At 61.8% G+C, this 17,707-nt stretch carries 15 protein-coding genes; 5 read left to right on the top strand and 10 right to left on the bottom strand.

Going from position 1 to position 17,707, the window contains the following annotated elements; translation table 11 throughout:
* Window position 1: 1 nt before the first annotated feature.
* Entirely contained in the window at window positions 2-994 is a 993-nt protein-coding gene (locus P0Y65_07185) for an energy transducer TonB (protein ID WEK06031.1), read from the top strand.
* 177 nt (window positions 995-1,171) lie between these two features.
* Here the strand turns inward: P0Y65_07185 and P0Y65_07190 are convergent, their stop codons facing one another.
* From P0Y65_07190 to P0Y65_07200, 3 genes are all read right to left on the bottom strand, one after another.
* Window positions 1,172-2,428 (bottom strand): DUF5996 family protein, encoded by a 1,257-nt coding sequence (locus tag P0Y65_07190; GenBank protein WEK06032.1) that lies wholly within the window; start codon window positions 2,426-2,428, stop codon window positions 1,172-1,174.
* Between the two features lie 42 nt (window positions 2,429-2,470).
* Complete coding sequence (locus P0Y65_07195) at window positions 2,471-3,406, bottom strand: pirin family protein (protein ID WEK06033.1); 936 nt, start codon at window positions 3,404-3,406, stop codon at window positions 2,471-2,473.
* Window positions 3,407-3,516: 110 nt separating this feature from the next.
* Window positions 3,517-4,386 (bottom strand): LysR family transcriptional regulator, encoded by an 870-nt coding sequence (locus P0Y65_07200; GenBank protein WEK06034.1) that lies wholly within the window; start codon window positions 4,384-4,386, stop codon window positions 3,517-3,519.
* Window positions 4,387-4,498: 112 nt separating this feature from the next.
* Between P0Y65_07200 and P0Y65_07205 the strand changes: the two genes are divergently transcribed.
* Both P0Y65_07205 and P0Y65_07210 read left to right on the top strand, forming a co-directional pair.
* Window positions 4,499-5,179 carry a type II CAAX endopeptidase family protein gene (locus tag P0Y65_07205; protein WEK06035.1) on the top strand — a complete coding sequence of 227 codons (681 nt, stop codon included), beginning with the start codon at window positions 4,499-4,501 and terminating at the stop codon, window positions 5,177-5,179.
* 282 nt (window positions 5,180-5,461) lie between these two features.
* Complete coding sequence (locus P0Y65_07210; GenBank protein WEK06036.1) at window positions 5,462-6,700, top strand: HWE histidine kinase domain-containing protein; 1,239 nt, start codon at window positions 5,462-5,464, stop codon at window positions 6,698-6,700.
* A gap of 162 nt (window positions 6,701-6,862) precedes the next feature.
* Here the strand turns inward: P0Y65_07210 and P0Y65_07215 are convergent, their stop codons facing one another.
* The 7 genes from P0Y65_07215 to urtA form a co-directional block, all read right to left on the bottom strand.
* On the bottom strand, window positions 6,863-7,189 hold the full coding sequence (locus tag P0Y65_07215; protein WEK06037.1) for a zinc ribbon domain-containing protein: 327 nt from the start codon (window positions 7,187-7,189) through the stop codon (window positions 6,863-6,865).
* A gap of 10 nt (window positions 7,190-7,199) precedes the next feature.
* Window positions 7,200-8,429: an acetamidase/formamidase family protein gene (locus tag P0Y65_07220; GenBank protein ID WEK06038.1), complete on the bottom strand. Its 1,230-nt coding sequence runs from the start codon at window positions 8,427-8,429 to the stop codon at window positions 7,200-7,202.
* 31 nt (window positions 8,430-8,460) lie between these two features.
* Window positions 8,461-9,150 carry an urea ABC transporter ATP-binding subunit UrtE gene (gene urtE / locus P0Y65_07225; protein WEK06039.1) on the bottom strand — a complete coding sequence of 230 codons (690 nt, stop codon included), beginning with the start codon at window positions 9,148-9,150 and terminating at the stop codon, window positions 8,461-8,463.
* A gap of 2 nt (window positions 9,151-9,152) precedes the next feature.
* A complete protein-coding gene (gene urtD, locus P0Y65_07230; protein WEK06040.1) occupies window positions 9,153-9,911 on the bottom strand; it encodes an urea ABC transporter ATP-binding protein UrtD in 759 nt (252 codons plus the stop codon).
* A 10-nt stretch (window positions 9,912-9,921) separates the two neighbouring features.
* Window positions 9,922-11,040, bottom strand: coding sequence for an urea ABC transporter permease subunit UrtC (gene urtC / locus P0Y65_07235; protein WEK06041.1), 1,119 nt, complete (start codon window positions 11,038-11,040; stop codon window positions 9,922-9,924).
* A 14-nt stretch (window positions 11,041-11,054) separates the two neighbouring features.
* The gene (gene urtB, locus P0Y65_07240) at window positions 11,055-11,981 is read right to left on the bottom strand and encodes an urea ABC transporter permease subunit UrtB (protein ID WEK06042.1); all 927 of its coding nucleotides are present in this window, start codon (window positions 11,979-11,981) and stop codon (window positions 11,055-11,057) included.
* A 103-nt stretch (window positions 11,982-12,084) separates the two neighbouring features.
* Window positions 12,085-13,350, bottom strand: a complete 1,266-nt coding sequence (gene urtA, locus P0Y65_07245; GenBank protein ID WEK06043.1) for an urea ABC transporter substrate-binding protein — start codon at window positions 13,348-13,350, stop codon at window positions 12,085-12,087.
* A 255-nt stretch (window positions 13,351-13,605) separates the two neighbouring features.
* Here urtA and P0Y65_07250 point away from each other — a divergent pair, with 255 nt between their 5' ends.
* Together P0Y65_07250 and P0Y65_07255 are read left to right on the top strand one after the other, a co-directional pair.
* Complete coding sequence (locus P0Y65_07250) at window positions 13,606-16,782, top strand: ATP-binding protein (GenBank protein ID WEK06044.1); 3,177 nt, start codon at window positions 13,606-13,608, stop codon at window positions 16,780-16,782.
* The gene (locus tag P0Y65_07255; protein WEK06045.1) at window positions 16,779-17,693 is read left to right on the top strand and encodes a DNA-binding response regulator; all 915 of its coding nucleotides are present in this window, start codon (window positions 16,779-16,781) and stop codon (window positions 17,691-17,693) included. Before P0Y65_07250 ends, P0Y65_07255 begins: the two co-directional genes overlap by 4 nt.
* Window positions 17,694-17,707 lie beyond the last annotated feature (14 nt).

The following is a 17,707-nucleotide window of genomic DNA, read 5'->3' on the forward strand; positions in this document are numbered from 1 at the left end:
CATGCCGCCCGTAAAACGCCTCGCCGAGACCGTCGGCTCTGATGCCGTTCGGCGCTTTGGCATCGGCGACGTAGTACTCTGGGCGTTTTCGCTTGCGCTGGTCTGCAGCGTACAGGCTACTGCGCTATATATCGCGACGACGCAGTCGCAGCCGACCGAAGTTACCGGTGCACCGCCGCCGGCCATCATGATCGAACTGGCTGAAATGGCCATGGCGCCGCAGGTGGAGGACATTGCGGTCGATGATGGAGAACTGTCCCTGCCGCCCGAAAGTGCTGCCTCGGAGCCAAGCCCGGCGCAGGACCTTCCGGACGAGACCGAACCCCCTCCCGAGGTGGAGACGCTACCTGAACCGGAGCCGCTGCCGGAACCGGAGGCCGTCGAAGAGCCCGAGCCATTGCCGGAGCAGGAGCCCGAACCTTCGGAAATGGAAGAGGTGGAGGAACCTCCGCCTGAGGTTGCGCCGGCCGAGACGGCCGAGGTCGCCATTCCGATGCCCGTGTCCTTGCCGGCCGAGATCACTGAAGCACGCCGCCAGTTTGCCCAGCAACAGCAGCGCGAACGCGAAGAACGGGAGCGCGCGCAGCAGGCCGCGCAACAGGCCGCGGCAAGCCAGCAGACGGCGCCGCGCAGCGTGCAGGCCGAACAAAGCCCGCAGATGGCCGCGCCGCAACAGACGACCACTACCCAACGCACGCCGACCATCTCGCCGCAACAATGGCAAAGCCAGGTCCTGGGAATGATCGAGCGGGCCAAGCGCTATCCGCAGGACGCACAGCGACGGCGCGAGGAAGGGACCATCAGGGTGAAATTCGTCATCGACCGATCGGGCACTGTCCTCTCGGCCAGCATTCTCCAGTCATCGGGCCATGCAGCGCTGGACGAGGCGGCCCGCGAACTCATCAACCGCCTGCCAAAGCTGCCGCCGCCACCGGCCACCATCACCGCCAATCCCATCAGCCTCGAAGTTGCGGTCAACTTCAATCTGCGCTGAGACGACAATCACGCAGAATACTCAAATGTCCTATATAGGTTCTACGGCGGCTGCCCTTGTTGGCTTCAAACTTTCCCGAAGCCTCAGGGCTCGCTGTCTGGACGGCAAGCCCTGAAGTCTCGAGCGTAATGCTTCCCCAGGGGAGCCGCCGAATATGGCTTTACACTACCCCGACCCTCAAACCGGCGACCGCTGCAGCACATCCTGCCATTCTGGGTGCCGGTTGATCTGCGCTTTGGCGAAGGGACAGAGCGGCAGGATGGAAACGCCGTCGCGCCTGGCATCCTCGACCGCCTGACGCACTAGGCGTTCGCCGACCTTGCGGCCGCGCAGCGCGTCCGGCACGCCCGTATGGTCGATGATGATGAGCTCAGCACTCATTCGGCTATAGGTCATTTCGGCCTCGTAGCCGTTGATCACCAGACGATAGCGACCCTTGCTCGGCCCATCCTCCCGCTCGACAACGCTGTCGGCAACGGCAGGTGCGGCAGCATGCTGACCCGCATCGTGAGGCCGAACCTGGCGCGGATTGCCCGGGCCACACTCAAGCAGGTCGCGGTCCCAGTGACCGAGATCGGCTGCCGCCTCATAGGTCGAAGTGAGGAAAGCCATGAGGGCTGCGTCCGGGTCGGCTGCCGTTTGCACGGCGGCAAAGGGCAGGATGAACTCACCCATCGTGTCATGCCAGAAGGCGCCGTCGGGCTGCACCTGTGCCGTCTTGAAGCCGTCCGGGGTGGGATAGGCATAGGCATAAAAGGCTGGATAGTCGATGCCGCCGCCACCGGGCCAGAAGCCGACCGAGGAGACTTCTCGATCATAGGCTTCCTGCGCCACTGCGAGCGGCAGGGCCGGTACGCCGCCAGGGTGGAGCGGGGCGCGGCGACCCGAAAAGCGCGTAACGGCCAGGTCGAAACTGCCCCAGAACAGATGTACGGGGCTGGACTTGCCGAGGAAGCCGGTGCGGAACCGTCCGAACACGCGATCCATGGCCACGAGGGCTTGATGGAAGCGCCCGACGGCCGCCCGGTCATAGGGGCGGTCGCGATGGTCCTCGACGAAGGGCACTGGATTGGGCACTTCATTGGGTTCGCCATTGAAGGTCGGCGTACCGCCCAGCGCGGTGATCAGTTGCACGAACCTGGCGTGGAAGGCCGCGACCGTCATCGGCTCGAGGTCAAACGAGGTCTTGTGGCCATTGCCGCAGGTGCCTGTCACCAGATGGTTCTTGAAGTCGAACAGGATTTCGATACCCGGACCATCAGGAATGGGCGAGGAGGCCAGCCCCATCGGGGTGACATAGAAGGTCGCGTGCCAGGAATGGTTGAGCCAGGGCGTATGAGCGAGACGATATTTGCCGGCGATCTGCAGATAAAGATGCAGCGCCGAACAGGTGTCGCGCCAGCCGAGATAGTCGAGTTGAGGCCAATTGGTCATGTAACGTCCTATGCTATGTATGGGCCTGCGGAAGTCGGCGGGTCAGTCGGGCAGGGGGATGAACTCGTTGCGATCATCGACCGGCAGGTCGAAGCGCCCTTGCCCCCAGTTCTGGGCCCGCCACTCCGCCTTGGCCTGTTCGATGCGCTCCTCTGACGAGGCGACGAAATTCCACCAGATGTAGCGCGGGCTGTTGAGCGTCGCGCCGCCGAGGATCATCACCCTGGCGCCGCGCTCACCGGCGACGACGGTGATCTTGTCGCCGGGCCGGAAGACCATCATCTGCGGCGCCTCGAAATCCTGTCCCGCCACCGAGATCGATCCCTCCACGATATAGATGCCCCGGTCCTCGTGATTGTCCGGCATCGGCAGGCGGCTGCCGCCCGCCAGCTGCACGTCGGCATAAAAGGTTTCGGAAAACATGGTTGCGGGGGCTTCCGCCCCATAGGCCTTGCCCAGAATCAGCCGCAGCGAAACACCCTTGTCCTCCAGCACGGGCAGCGCCGGTTTGCCGTGATGCTCGAATGATGGTTCCACGTCCTCGTGGCTATCGGGCAGGGCCAACCATGTCTGGATGCCGAAGAGGCTATTGGGGCCGCTCCTTGCCGTCGCCGTCGTCCGTTCGGAATGGGATACGCCGCGCCCGGCAACCATCCAGTTCAGCTCGCCGGGGCGGATGACCTGGTCGGCGCCAGTACTGTCGCGATGATGGAAATCGCCGCGGAACAGATAGGTGACCGTGCCAAGCCCGGTGTGCGGATGCGGCCGGACGTCGATCCCCTGTCCGGTCAGCAGCTCTGCCGGCCCGGCTTGGTCGAAGAAGATGAATGGGCCAACCATCTGTCGCTGCGGAGCAGGCAGGGCCCGCCGGACCTCGAAGCCACCCAGGTCCCGGCTGCGGGGAATGATGAGCGTCTCGATCGCATCGGCGCCGACATCATCGGGATCGCCCGGCTCCAGACTTGGGTTCCAACTCACGCGCCATCCTCCCGCTTGATTGACAAGTGGGTAAGTGACCATGCGAGGCGCAGCTTAACTAGGTCCGGTCCGTGCGGTTCTGTGTTGCGGAACGCGGAACGCTTTGCCGTTCACTCCGACCCCAGCGTTTCGATGAGCAGCTCGGTCAACACACGGACCTTGCGGGTTGGAAACTGGCTTGGCGGTCGCACCACATAAATCCCCGCAACCGGTGGCGGATAGCGGGTCATGATCTCCACGAGTTCTCCGGAGGCGATATGCTGGTCGACAAGACAGTCCGGCAGCCAGGCAATGCCGATGCCGGCCAGGGCCGCAGCGACGAGAGCGGTGCCATTGTCCGCCTTGAAGCGCCCCTGCGGCTGTACGGTCACGACAGTATCGCCATCGGCGAACTGCCAGTTTTCAGTACCCTGCATTAGGGCATTGTGCGACATGATGTCATCGGGTGTCTCGGGCGCGCCATGGGTCGCGACATAGCCGGGGCTGGCGACCAGCTTTCCATAGAACGGTCCGACCCGTCGGGCGATCAGGTTCGAGTCGGGCAGGTAGCCGACGCGGATCGAGCAATCGAAGCCTTCGGCGATCAGGTCGACAAAGCGATCGCTATATGAAGCATGGACGTGCAGCTGGGGATGGCGCCTGGCCAGTTCGGCCAGCAGGGGTGAGAACTCGCTGGGTCCCACCGAGAGTGGAACGGCGATGCGCAGCCGGCCAGTCAGGTCGCCATCGGGCAGGATGACCTCACGGGCGGCCTCTATTTCCGCCACGGCTCTCGCGGCATGGTCGCGAAAGGCGACACCGGCTTCGGTGAGCGCCGCGCCGCGCGTCGTCCGCGCCAGAAGCTGTACGCCGAACCCTGTTTCAAGCCGGGCCAGCCGCCGGCTGACAATGGATTTCGACACGCCAAGGCGCCGTGCAGCGGCGGTAATGCCACCGGCATCGGCGACTTCAACGAAGGTCTGGAGTTCTTCTATATCCACGCGGTGTTCCTCTTTGGGCGACACAGCACTGCCCGATGCGGCACTATCGCATCAAGTTGTGGAACTGCAATACGAGCTGGGGGCTTTGCGTCTGACAGCAGCAGGAGTGAGCATGACCACGCAAAGCGAAAGACGGCCCGGCTGGCCCGAAATTATCGTCGGACTGATCGGCATTGCCATTTTCGGGATTGGACTGGCGTTTTTCGTCGTGCAGTTGCCGTTGGATCCGGTCGCCATCGGCCTGATCATGACGGCGCTGTCGGGCGTCGGTGGACTGGCGGGATTCTTTTTTGCCTACTTTTTGCGCCTGCGCGAGTGGGGTGCGTTCGGGATTCGGCAAACCACGATGAAGTGGCTGCTGATCGGGGTAGGTGCCGGAGTCTTTGCCTTTATCGCCAAGAGCTTGTCGATACTGCTTTATGTAGCGCTGACGGGCGACAACTCCAACATGCAGGCGGTTTATGGCCAAGGTGGCAGCGGAGGCGCATGGTCGCTGGTGCTAGCGACACTCCTGCTGGCTGTACTGACGCCGCTGGGCGAGGAGTTCCTGTTCCGTGGTGTGGTGACCAGTGCGCTGCTCAAATATGGGGCCCTGGTTGGCGTGGTCGGGGGCGCTGTGATTTTCGCGCTGTTCCACGGCATCAATCCGGTCTTTCCCGCGGCCCTGGTGACGGGGCTGATCGCGGGCGAGGTCTTCCGCCGCAGCGGCTCTATCTGGCCAGCCGTCATGGTGCATTCGGTGGTCAATCTACCCACCGTTCCGGCCTTGGTGCTGGCCGGCGCAACGCAGTGACAGTGGTCAGCGCGCCATTGTTACCACGCACGATTATCGAACCCGATAAACATATCTCTTTCCTCACACGCGGATCGGAATTGCAGGCCGTCGCTTCGTCCTGCCCATGTTTGAAGCGATGACATGATAATGTGAAACGACAAGCCGTCGTCCGTAGGCTACTGTTCGGTATTCCGGTCGCCCTTGGCAGACCGTCCGGGTCGCGTTTGGCATCCAGCGCAAGAAATGGGATGAGCTACCTTTGCGATGTCGGTTGCAGAGGGCGATCCGGGAAGTGGCACCATGACTAACCTCAAGCTCGTTCAAGACGGCGCCGATCCGACACCATATTCCCGCGTCAAGGACGGCAATTCCGATATCGAACTGCTCCATGCCATCAGCAACGAGCTGATTGGCGAGCAGGACAGCGACGCGCTTTATGGCAAAATCCTCGACGCTGCGATGGCGATCATGGGTTCCCAATTCGGAACGATCCAGCTTCTGCGCTCGCATTCTGATGGTTCGGGTGTCGGCCTGCACCTGTTGGTTTCCAGGGGACTGACCCCGCGCGACAAGGCGGTTTGGCAATGGGTTTCCCCGTCAAACCATAGCAGTTGCACAGCCGCCCTGAGGTCGGGCCATCGCGCCGTCATCGGCGATTTTGAGACCTGGGACGAGATTGCAAACACACCGGACCTACAGGCCTTCAGGCAGGCGCGTATCCGATCTGCCCAGACCACACCCCTCAGATCACGCAGCGGTCAGCTGCTGGGCATGATCTCCAACCATTGGTCCTATCCGCATCAGCCATCCGAGCGCGATCTGCGGCTACTTGATATTCTGTCCCGGCAGGCCGCCGATCTCATGGATCGGACGCTGGCAGACGAAGCCCTGCGTGACCGGGAAAAGCAACTCGAAGCGTCGGTCAGCGCCCTGCGGGAAAAAGAGCAGCTTCAGGATATCCTCGCAAACGAGCTGGGGCATCGCGTCAAAAATCTCTTTGCGATGGTTTCCGCGATTGCCTCGTTCACACTGCGTGGGTCCAGTGATCAGGCAAGGGCACTGGTTCTGCAACAGCGGCTTCTGGCACTGAGTTCCGCCCATGAAATCCTGTTGCAGTCCGATTGGTCCTCGGCGGCGATTGCGGATGTGGTGACCGGGGCCGCGAACAATGCTGGCGTGTCCGGTCGGATTCAAGTCAACGGCCCCGAAACGCTTATCGGATCAAAAGCGGCGCTTAGTCTGGCGCTGCTGGTCCACGAGCTGGCGACCAATGCGCTCAAGCATGGGTCCTTGTCCGTCGGCGGCGGCAGTGTCGATTTCAGCTGGCGCGTCGAGCCAAGCGATGGAAAGGACCAGCTGCGTCTCACATGGCGAGAGCTCAAGGGACCCGAAGTCGTGCCGCCAACCGAGAAAGGTTTCGGCTCAAAACTAATCAGTGCCGGCCTTAGCGGATCCGGCGGCGTGATCGTATCCTATCACCCCACGGGGCTCATGTGTGAGATCAGTGCGCCGCTAGAAGATCTGCAGGGTGCCGAATAGGCGCGGCAACAAGACCGCAGAGTTTGACGCATCCCGGTCCGACCCCTGTCGAACCAAGATCTGACGCGATGTATCGACAGCAGTGCCCCGACGTTGGGAACTGGTATCAGTCAGGGCCGGCTTCTCGCAGCTGGCCCTGACTACTCGCTTCAAGGACTTGTCTTAGTGGCTGATCATCCACGGTCGTTTACCCGCAAATGTCTTGCTGCCATTTGGCAGGTGTACCGTGCTCGACGGCTTGGATTTACTCGCCGAGCAACACGAGCACCCGGCACCGTGCGAACGCCTGGGCTCATGGCTGGCTTTTTCATTGGTGGCGAAAGCCGTGCGCCGTGCGGCGTCCATGCCGTTGGCATAGGGCATGGAGAAGAAGGCCCGGGCTGATGGCTGGCCGCAGTCCGGACAATCGTGCTTGTCGGCCGATTGCGACATCGGCCGGATGGCCGTGAAGGGCCCGCAGCTTTCGCATTGATAGTCGTAATAGGCCATGTGCTTACCCTCAGAGATCGTGGGCGATCGGCATGTTGATCGAGCCGTCGAGATATTTCTTCGGCCCCTCATTGCCTGGCATGAGGTCGAACTCGAAGATGTCGGTCGGCAACCAGAGTGTGGCGCAGGCATTGGGGATGTCGACCACGCCCGAGATATGTCCCTGCACCGGGGCGGTGCCGAGGATGGAATAGGCTTGGGCGCCGGAATAGCCGAACTTTTTGAGATACTCGATGGCGTTGAGGCACGCCTGACGATAGGCGGTGGTGACGTCGAGATAGTGCTGGGTGCCGCTCTCGTCGACCGAAATGCCCTCAAAGATCAGGTAGTCGTCATATTTCGGCGCGATCGGTGAGGGCCGAAAGATCGGGTTCTTGACGCCATACTTGGCCATGCCGCCCTTGATGAGGGTGACCTTGATATGCAGCCAGCCGGCCATTTCGATAGCGCCGCAGAAGGTGATCTCGCCATCGCCCTGCGAGAAGTGCAAATCGCCCATGGAAAGCCCGGCACCATCGACATAGACCGGGAAATACACCTTCGAGCCGCGTGACAGATCCTTGATGTCGCAATTGCCGCCATGTTCGCGCGGCGGCACGGTGCGGGCGCCGGTGGCGGCAGCCGCATCGCGCGCATCGCCCTTGAGCGCGCCCATGTGGGCGGCGGCGGTTTCGGGCAGCTTGGCGAGAGACGGCACGCGATTGGGGTCGGTGTCGTTGAGCTTTTTCTCGCGCGTGTTCCACATGTCGAGCATCTTGTGATCGGGCAGGCAGCCGATCAGACCCGGATGGATCAGGCCGGCATATTTGACGCCGGGGATATGGCGCGACTGGGTGAACATGCCCTTGAAGTCCCAGATCGACTTTTGCGCGCTGGGGAAATGCTGGTCGAGAAAGCCGCCGCCATTGTTGAGCGAGAAGAAGCCGTTGAAGCCCCAGAGCGAGTTCTCGAAGGCGCCGATATCGAGAATGTCCACTACCAGCAGATCGCCCGGTTCGGCGCCCTTGACCCCGATCGGGCCGGACAGGAAGTGCACCTGGTTGAGGTCGACATCGCGCACGTCGGCGGCGCTGTCGTCGTTTTTGATCTGCCCGCCGGTCCAGTCATAGGTCTCGACCTTGAAGTCGTCGCCGGGCTCGACCCAACAGGCCATGGGGATGTCCGGATGCCAGCGATTGTGAATTTTTTCATTGGTATAGGGGGAATCGTTGAGATCGACCTTGATCAGCGTGTCGGTCATTTATGGCTCCTCTGGTGTTCGCAGGACTGGACTAGACGGATAGGAAGGACGCGACCTTGTCGGCGTCGATGTCGGCGCGCGGGCTCTCGTGCACGAATTCGCCGTTCTCGATCACCAGCACGCGGTCGGCGATATCGAGGGCAAAGCTGAGCACCTGCTCGGAGACGATGATGGAGAGGCCGCGCTCGTCGCGGATGCGCCTGAGCGTCCGGGCCAGTTCCTTGATGATCGAGGGCTGAATGCCTTCGGTGGGTTCATCGAGCAGCAGCACTTTGGGCCGGCTGGCCAGCGCCCGGGCGATGGCCAGTTGCTGTTGCTGTCCGCCCGACAGATTGCCGCCGCGCCGGCCCTTCATTTCGAGCAGCACGGGGAAGATCTCGTAGAGATCCCTAGGGACCTGGGTTTCGCCGGTGACGGTCAGACCGGTCTCGATGTTTTCCCGGACCGTCATGGTCGAAAAGATCTGCCGGCCTTGCGGCACATAGGCGAGGCCAGACTTGACGCGCTGGAAGCTTTCGCTGGCCTGGATTTCGGCGCTACCGATGCTGATCGTGCCGCTGGCTGTGGGCACCACGCCCATCAGCGATTTCATCAGCGTGGTCTTGCCCATGCCATTGCGGCCCATGATGGCGACGATCTCGTTAGGCGCCACATCGAGCGTGACGCCGTGGATCACTTCGCTCTGGCCATAGGAAACGTGCAGGTTGTCGATGGTGAGCATGATCAGTGTCCCAGATAGACTTCGATGACCCTGGGGTCGGCCTGCACGAACTCCATCGAGCCTTCCGACAGAACCTTGCCCTGGTGCAGCACGGTGACGCGGTGGGCGATGTCCTCGACGAATTTCATGTCGTGCTCGATAACGATCACCGAGTGATGCTTGATGATGGTGTTGAGCAGTTCGGCGGTCTTGATGCGCTCGGCCACGCTCATGCCGGCCACCGGCTCGTCGAGCATGAGCAGTTCGGGGTTCTGGATCAGCAGCATGCCGATCTCGAGCCATTGCTTCTGGCCGTGGCTCAAGATGGCCGCTTCGGTGCGCAGATGGTCCTTGAGGAAGACGAGCTCGGCGATCTGCTCGACGCGGTTGATGACCTCGGCATCGCGGCGGAAGGCGAGGGCGCCCCACACCGTCTTGCCGCGAGGAAAGGACAGTTCGAGGTTTTCGAAGACCGTCAGGTCCTCGTAGATCGAGGGGTTCTGGAATTTGCGGCCCACACCGGCATTGACGATCTGGTGCTCCTTCATTCTGGTCAGTTCCTTGCCGTGGAACTGGATCGAGCCAGAGGTCGCTTTGGTGCGGCCGCAGATCAGATCGAGCACCGTGGTCTTGCCGGCACCATTGGGGCCGATGATGACGCGGATCTCGTTTTCCTCGACATAGAAGGACAGGTCGTTGACCGCCTTGAAGCCGTCAAAGGAGACGGTGAGGCTTTCGACCGAGAGCAGGAAATCCTTGGGGCCTGTGGTTTCGATGGTCATGATCCGTCTCCTATTCGGCCGGCTTGGTGATGGGCGTAACGAGCTTGCGGCGCTTGAACAGGCGGGTGAGGTGCGGTTCGACATGGGTCACGTAGATGCCGGCCAGACCGTTGGGGAAGGCCATGACCACGAGGATGAAAAGACCGCCCATGGCGAACAGCCAGAGTTCGGGAAAGCTCTCGGAGAAGGTGGTCTTGGCCCAGTTGACTACCAGCGCGCCGTAGATGGCTCCGAACAGGGATAGGCGGCCGCCGACGGCGCAGAAGATGACCATTTCGATCGAAGGCACGATGCCGACAAAGCTTGGCGACATGAACCCGACCTGGAGGGCAAACATGGCGCCGCCAATGGCCGAGAAGGCAGCGGCGAGGCAGAAGACGAAGATCTTGAAATTGGCGACGTCATAGCCGGAGAAGCGGACGCGATCCTCCTTGTCGCGCATGGCGCGAAGCAGGCGCCCGGCCTTGGACTGCTTGACGAAGAGCGCGAGCAGGATGCAGCCGAGCAGCAGGCCGGCATTGACGAAATAGAGGATGAATTTGGCGCTGTCGCTGCGGATGTCCCAGCCGAGCAGTGTGCGCAGATCGGTGATGCCGTTGATGCCGCCGGTATAGCCCTGCTGGCCGATGATGAGGATGGTCAGGATCGCCGCGACCGCCTGGGTGATGATGGCGAAATAGACCCCGCCGACCCGACGCTTGAACATGGCGACGCCGATGAGATAGGCGAAGGCCGAGGGCACGAGCACGATGGCCACCAGCGTTACCGGGAAGGACTGGAACGGCACCCACCACCAGGGCAGTTCGGTCACCTGGTTCCAGTCCATGAAGTCGGGAATGCCCGGCGTCGACTGGATGGCGGTGTTCTCGGGCGAAGAGGCCTCGAGCTTTAGAAACATCGCCATGCAATAGCCGCCGAGGCCGAAAAAGATGCCCTGACCGAGGCTCAGGATGCCGCCATAGCCCCAGCAGAGCACCAGGCCGAGCGCCACGAAGGCGTAGGTGAGATACTTGCCCACGAGGTTGAGGCGGAAGATGTCGAGAGCCAGCGGGAAGATGACGAGGATCAGCGTTCCGAGGACCAGAAAAGCCAGGATGTCGCGCTGGGACAGAAGTTTGTTGGCATGCATGGATGGAGCTCCTGTCAGCGGCGCATCTTGAGGGTGAAGAGGCCCTGCGGGCGCAACATCAGAATGCCGACCACGGTGAGCAGGGTGAGGACCTTGGCCATGGAGCCGGACAGGAAAAATTCCATCGTCGACTGCGCCTGGCTGATGGCGAAGGCCGAGGCAATGGTGCCGATAAGGCTGCCCGCGCCGCCGAAGACGACGACAAGAAATGTGTCCACGATATAGAGCTGGCCGGCGGTGGGACCGGTCGAGCCGATCATGGTGAAGGCGGAGCCGGCTATGCCGGCAATGCCGCAGCCGAGACCGAAGGTCATGCGGTCGACATGCTTGGTGTCGATGCCGACGGCGCCGGCCATGCTGCGGTTCTGCATCACGGCGCGCACCTTGATGCCCCAGCGCGAGCGGAACATCAGCAGAGCCACGGCCGTGGCGATCAGCAGGGTGAGGCCCATGACGAAGAGTCCGTTGATCGGCACTTCGATGATGTCGGTAAGCGGGAGCGAGCCCATCATCCAGTCGGGCAGGGAGACGCCGACTTCACGGGCGCCAAAGACCGAGCGATAGAGCTGCTGCAGGATGAGGCTGAGGCCCCAGGTGGCCAGCAGTGTATCGAGCGGGCGCCTGTAGAGATGTCTGATCATCGCCCATTCGACGAGGATGCCCAGGCTGAACGAGGCACAGAAGGCCAGGGCCATGGCGACGAAGAAATAGACCGGGAACAAAGCGGGCAGGTAGGCTGTCACGAAGCTCGACACCAGCCAGGTGACGTAGGCCCCCAGGATCATGAACTCGCCATGGGCCATGTTGATGACGCCCATCTGGCCGAAGATGATCGCCAGGCCCAATGCCATCAACACAAAGACTGAGAACAGGATGAGCCCGGCGAAGCCCTGCATCGCCAGGATCGAGAAGAACTGGTCATAGGTATAGTCGCCGATCATCTCAGCCTCGCGGGTCCATCGGTAGGAAGAATGGGAGAGGTGAGCCCCGGCGCGGAGGTGCGCCGGGGCGGGCAGGCGGACTGGACCGCCTGCGAGCAGAGACTTACTGGTAGCCTTCGGGGAAGGGATCGGGCTCCATCAGGTCGGCGGTCTCGTAGACCACGTCATATTGCCCATCGAGGCGGGCATGGCCGATGCGCAGCTTGGACCAGAGGTGATGGTTCTCGTGAACCTTGACATAGCCTTCCGGGGCGGTGGTCAGTTCGATATCGGGCGAGGCTTCCTTGATCCTGTCGATGTCGAAGCTGCCGGCTTTTTCGACGGCGGCCTTCCAGAGCCACGGGCCGAGATAGGCAGCCTGGGTGACGTCGCCGATGACGATGCCTTCGCCCCAGCGTTCCTTGAAGGCCTTGACGAAGGCGAGGTTGTTCTCGTTTTCGAGCGACTGGAAATACTTCATCGCGGCATAGGCGCCGACGATGTTCTCGCCGCCAATGCCCAGGATTTCGTCCTCGGTGACCGAGATGGTCAGGAGGAGCGGAGCCTCCTTGGTGAGATCGATGCCGGCGGCCTTGAGCTGCTTGTAGAAGGCCACATTGGAGCCGCCCACGACGATGGCATAGATCACGTCGGGCTTGGTCAGCTTGATCTTGTTGATGACCGAATTGAACTGGGTGTGTTCGAGCGGGTAATATTCCTCGCCGACGACCTTGAGGCCCTTCATCTCGATATGCTTGCGGGCAATCTTGTTGGAGGTACGCGGCCAGATATAGTCCGAGCCCAGCAGGTAGAAGCTCTTGGCGCCCTTGTTGTCGACGACCCAGTCGATGCCGGCGAGGATCTGCTGGGTGGCTTCCTGGCCGGTATAGATGACGTTCGGGCTCTGCTCGAGGCCTTCATAGAAGGTCGGATAGTAGAGCATGCCGTTATACTGCTCGAAGACCGGCAGTACGGCCTTGCGCGAGGCCGATGTCCAGCAGCCCATGACCGAGGCGACCTTGTCCTGGACGAGGAGCTTCTTGGCCTTTTCGGCGAAGGTCGGCCAATCGGAGGCGCCGTCTTCCTGAATGTATTTGATCTGCCGGCCGAGCACGCCGCCCATGGCATTGATCTGCTCGATGGCGAGGATTTCGGCCTGTACCGATCCGGTTTCGGAAATGGCCATGGTGCCGGTGACCGAATGCAGGATGCCGACAGTGACTTCGGTATCGGTGACCGCGAGGCCGGTCGTGTTGACGGCTGCGGTGGGGAAATCCTGCGCGAAGGCGCGGTTGGCCATGAGGCCCACGACCGGGAGTGCCGCAATGCCCATGAGGAGCTTGCGCCGGTTCATCTTGAAGGGACTGCCGCGGGAAATGTCGTCTGTCATCTGATCGCCCTGTCCTGGGTTGGCGTTGAATGGCTTCAACTGACGCGATCTTGGGCATTTGCGAGGCTTGCTCAGCAACGGGGCATTTGACGTATTCCGGCCCGGGTATTTTCCGGTTACGATCCTATTATTGACGCAGAAGGGACCGGCAGAAGTCCATGTGTCGTAAGACATTGTCCGGGGAGGGCAAAAGCTGCCGGGGGGCAGCGTGGGGCGCTATATGGCTTGGCTTGGACGAGCGGAGCGGACGTTGGCATGACTGCGGGGGCCAAGGTTACCCGCATCAGGCGCACCTACAACAAATGGGTGGCCAACCAGACCTTCGAAGATTTTGCGCTTCGCTTCACCGCGAACAAGGTGCGCCGGTGGTCCGTGGGGCGGATCGCCAATACGGCCATCGGCGCGGTCTCTTTTCTCGCACTGGAGGCGATCGGCGGCGCGCTGACCCTCAACTACGGTTTTTCGACCACGGCATGGGCGGTGCTGTGCACGTGCCTCGTGATCTTTCTGCTGGGCATACCGATTTCCTATAATGCCGCCAAATATGGCGTGGATATCGACCTGCTGACCCGTGGCGCAGGCTTTGGCTATCTCGGCTCGACCATCACCTCGCTGATCTATGCCAGCTTCACCTTCATCTTCTTTGCCATCGAAGCGGCGATCATGGCGACGGCGCTGGAGCTGTGCTTTGGCATACCCATCGCGCTGGGCTATGTGATCAGCGCCGTGGCGGTGATCCCGCTGGTGACGCATGGCATTACCCTGATCAACCGCTTCCAGGCGTGGACCCAGCCATTCTGGCTGGTGCTGCAGATTCTGCCCTTCGTCTATGTCGGCTTGCAGAGCTTTCCTTCGGTGCGGGCCTGGACGGGCTATACCGGGCTGATGGGCCATGGCGATGGCAGTTTCAGCCTGCCGCTGTTCGGCGCCGCCTCCGCCGTGCTGTTTTCGGTTGTCGCCCAGATCGGAGAGCAGGTGGACTATCTGCGCTTCCTGCCACGCGCGACGCATCGCAACCGCGTCGGATGGTGGATGGCGCTGATCGGGGCCGGGCCCGGCTGGATCGTCGTCGGCGGCCTCAAGATCATGGCCGGCTCGTTTCTGGCGTTTTATGCCTTTCAGCATGGCGTCGACTTTTCCGAGGCGGCGGAGCCGACGCAGATGTATCTGGTCGTCTTCGGGCAGATCCTCAGTCAGCCGGAACTGGCGCTGGCCATTACCGGCATTTTCGTCATCATCTGCCAGACCAAGATCAACGTCACCAATACCTATGCCGGCTCGATTGCCTGGTCGAACTTCTTCTCCCGCCTGACCCACAGCCATCCGGGCCGCGTGGTCTGGGTGGTGTTCAACGTGTTAATCGGGCTGATCCTGATGGAGCTCGGGATCTATAAATCCCTCGAGCAGATCCTGGGTCTCTATTCCATCCTTGCGCTGGCATGGCTCTCGGCGATCGTCGCCGACCTGGTCATCTGCAAGCCGCTGGGTCTTGCGCCCAAGCGGATCGAGTTCAAGCGCGCCTATCTCTACGACATCAATCCCGTGGGCTTTGGGGCCATGGTGATTGCCTCTTTGCTGTCGCTCTGCGCCTATTTCGGCCTGTTCGGGTCCATCCTAGCGGCGCTCTATCCCTATGTGGCCCTGGTCAGCGCCTTCATCTTCGTGCCGGTGATCGCCTGGGCCACGCGCGGTCGCTACTATCTCGCCAGGACATCGGTGCTGGACCCCGCCGTCGGCGAGACGATCCAGTGCTGTATCTGCGAGCATCATTTCGAGCGCGAGGACATGGCGCCGTGTCCGGCCTATGGGGGAACGATCTGCTCGCTCTGCTGTTCGCTCGATGCCCGCTGCGGCGATCTTTGCAAGAGCAATGCGCGAGTTACCGATCAGCTGCGGGCCATATCCGTGGCGGTTTTTCCGGCGAGCATCGCCCGCGCCCTCGATACGCGGCTTGCCCGCTATTTCGGCATGCTTCTGCTGGTTGCCGGCATCATGGCCATCGTGCTGCTGGTCGTGCTGCACCAATCGACCTTGGGCGGCACGATCTCGCGCACGGCGATGAGCGAGGCGCTGGGCAAGCTGTTCATCGTGTTCTTCATCATCGCCGGCATCGTGGTCTGGCTGTTTGTCCTCAACCGCGAGAGCCGGCTTTTTGCCGAAGACGAGGCGCGCCGGCACACGACACTGCTGATGGACGAGATCGAGGCCCACAAGGAAACCGACCGCAAGCTGCAGGAGGCCAAGGAAGCCGCCGAAAGCGCCAACCTGGCCAAGAGCAAATATGTCACCGGGCTAAGCCATGAATTGCGCACGCCGCTCAATTCCATTCTGGGCTATGCGCAATTGCTGGGGCGGCAGCGCGAGGCCAATCCACTGGTTGCCACGGCAGCAAGGACCATCATGCGGTCGGGTGAGCATCTGTCCGGACTCATCGAGGGCCTGCTCGATATCTCCAAGATCGAGGCTGGGCGCCTCCACCTCTATCGCGACAAGACGGCGCTGACCGCCAATCTCAACCAGCTGGTCGAGATGTTCTCGCTCCAGGCCGAGGAGAAGGGCATTGGCTTTGTCTTCGAGGCCACCAGCCGCTTGCCGGAATATGTCTATACCGACGAAAAACGCCTGCGGCAGATTCTGATCAACCTGATCTCCAACGCCATCAAGTTTACCGAACGCGGTCAGGTGCTGTTTCGCGTCCGGTACAAGAGCCAGATCGCCATTTTTGAAATCGAGGATACCGGGATCGGCATTGCTGCCGAGGATATCGAACGCATTTTCCTGCCCTTCCATCGTGGTGTCCAGGCGCCGGGCGTCGATCCCATTCCCGGAACGGGCCTCGGCCTGACGATTACCAAGCTGTTGAGCGATATCATGGGCGGTGAGCTGACGGTGACGAGCACGCCGGGGAAGGGTACCCGCTTCGTCCTGCGGATGATGCTGTCGTCCACCTGGCGGCCGGACCTGCCCAAGCACCCGACAAGCGCGCGCATCTCGGGCTATTTCGGGCCGCGCATGACCATTCTGGTTGCCGATGACGATGCGGCGCAGCGCCAGCTCCTGTCCGATCTTTTGGGCACGATCGGATTTGATGTGGTGGCCGTTCCCGACGGTCGCGCCTGCCTGCGCACGCTCAGGGTAGAGCGGCCCGACCTGCTGCTGCTCGACGTCGCCATGCCGCGCGTAAACGGCTGGGATGTCGCGCGCAGGGTCCGGACGTCGGGCGATGAAAAGCTTCCCATCATCATGATCTCCGCCGATGCCGGAGATGAGCGCATGCTGCCCGAATACCGGGCGCTCTATGACGGCTACCTCATCAAGCCCTTCAATATCGACGATCTGCTTGCACAGATCGGAACGGCGCTCGATCTGCAATGGATCGAGGATGACGAGCCCCAGCCTGGCCTGAAGGAGGAGGAATTCGCTGACCAATGAACGACCACACCACCCAGCCCACCGTGCTTATCGTTGACGACGCCGCTGACACGCTCGCCATGCTGAGCGATGCGCTCGGCTTTGAAGGCATGACCCCGATTGCAGCCAGCGGCGGGGAAAAAGCCCTGTCCCTGGTGGCCGAGCTGCGGCCCGACATGGTGCTTATGGACGCCATGATGCCGGGCATGGATGGCTTCGAAGCCTGCCGCATCCTCAAGTCGGAAATGGGTTTCTCCGACCTGCCCGTCATCTTCATGACCGGCCGCAATGACAGCGAGCATGTCGTGCGGGCCCTGGCCGCCGGCGGCGTGGATTTCGTTGCCAAGCCCCTGGTGCTGACGGAGTTGCTGGCTCGCATGCGGGTGCACCTGGCCAATGCGCGCAAGTCCCGATCGGCGCGGGATGCCCTCGATTCGACCGGGAGGCGCATCGTCGCCGTGGCGCGGAACGGCGCTGTCCTGTGGTCGACGCCACAGGCGCAGGAATTGCTGACGCGTGCCGGCATCCGGTCGGATGAGGGCGCACCCTTCCCCTGGGAGATAAGGACCTGGATCGGCGAACAGGGTGGGGTGCCGACGGCCGACCAGGGTGGTTTTCTGCACGAACGCTTTGGCAAGCTGATCGAATTTCGCCTGATGGCAAATCCGCAGGATGGCGAGACGCTGCTGCGCCTGATCGATCGCAATGCCGGCAGTCAGGAGGAGCGTCTGGCCCGCGCCTTCGGCCTCAGCCTGCGAGAAGCGGAAGTGTTGATGTGGATCACCCATGGCAAGGCCAACAAGGAGATCGCCGAAATTCTCGATCTGTCACCGCGCACCGTCAACAAGCATCTCGAGACCATTTTCGAAAAGCTGGGTATCGAGAACCGCACTGCAGCGGCGACAATGTCGGTCAGGATCTTGTGGGAATAGCGCAATCCGGCTTC

This window comes from Candidatus Devosia phytovorans, assembly GCA_029202405.1.
GTDB classification, from domain to species: domain Bacteria; phylum Pseudomonadota; class Alphaproteobacteria; order Rhizobiales; family Devosiaceae; genus Devosia; species Devosia phytovorans.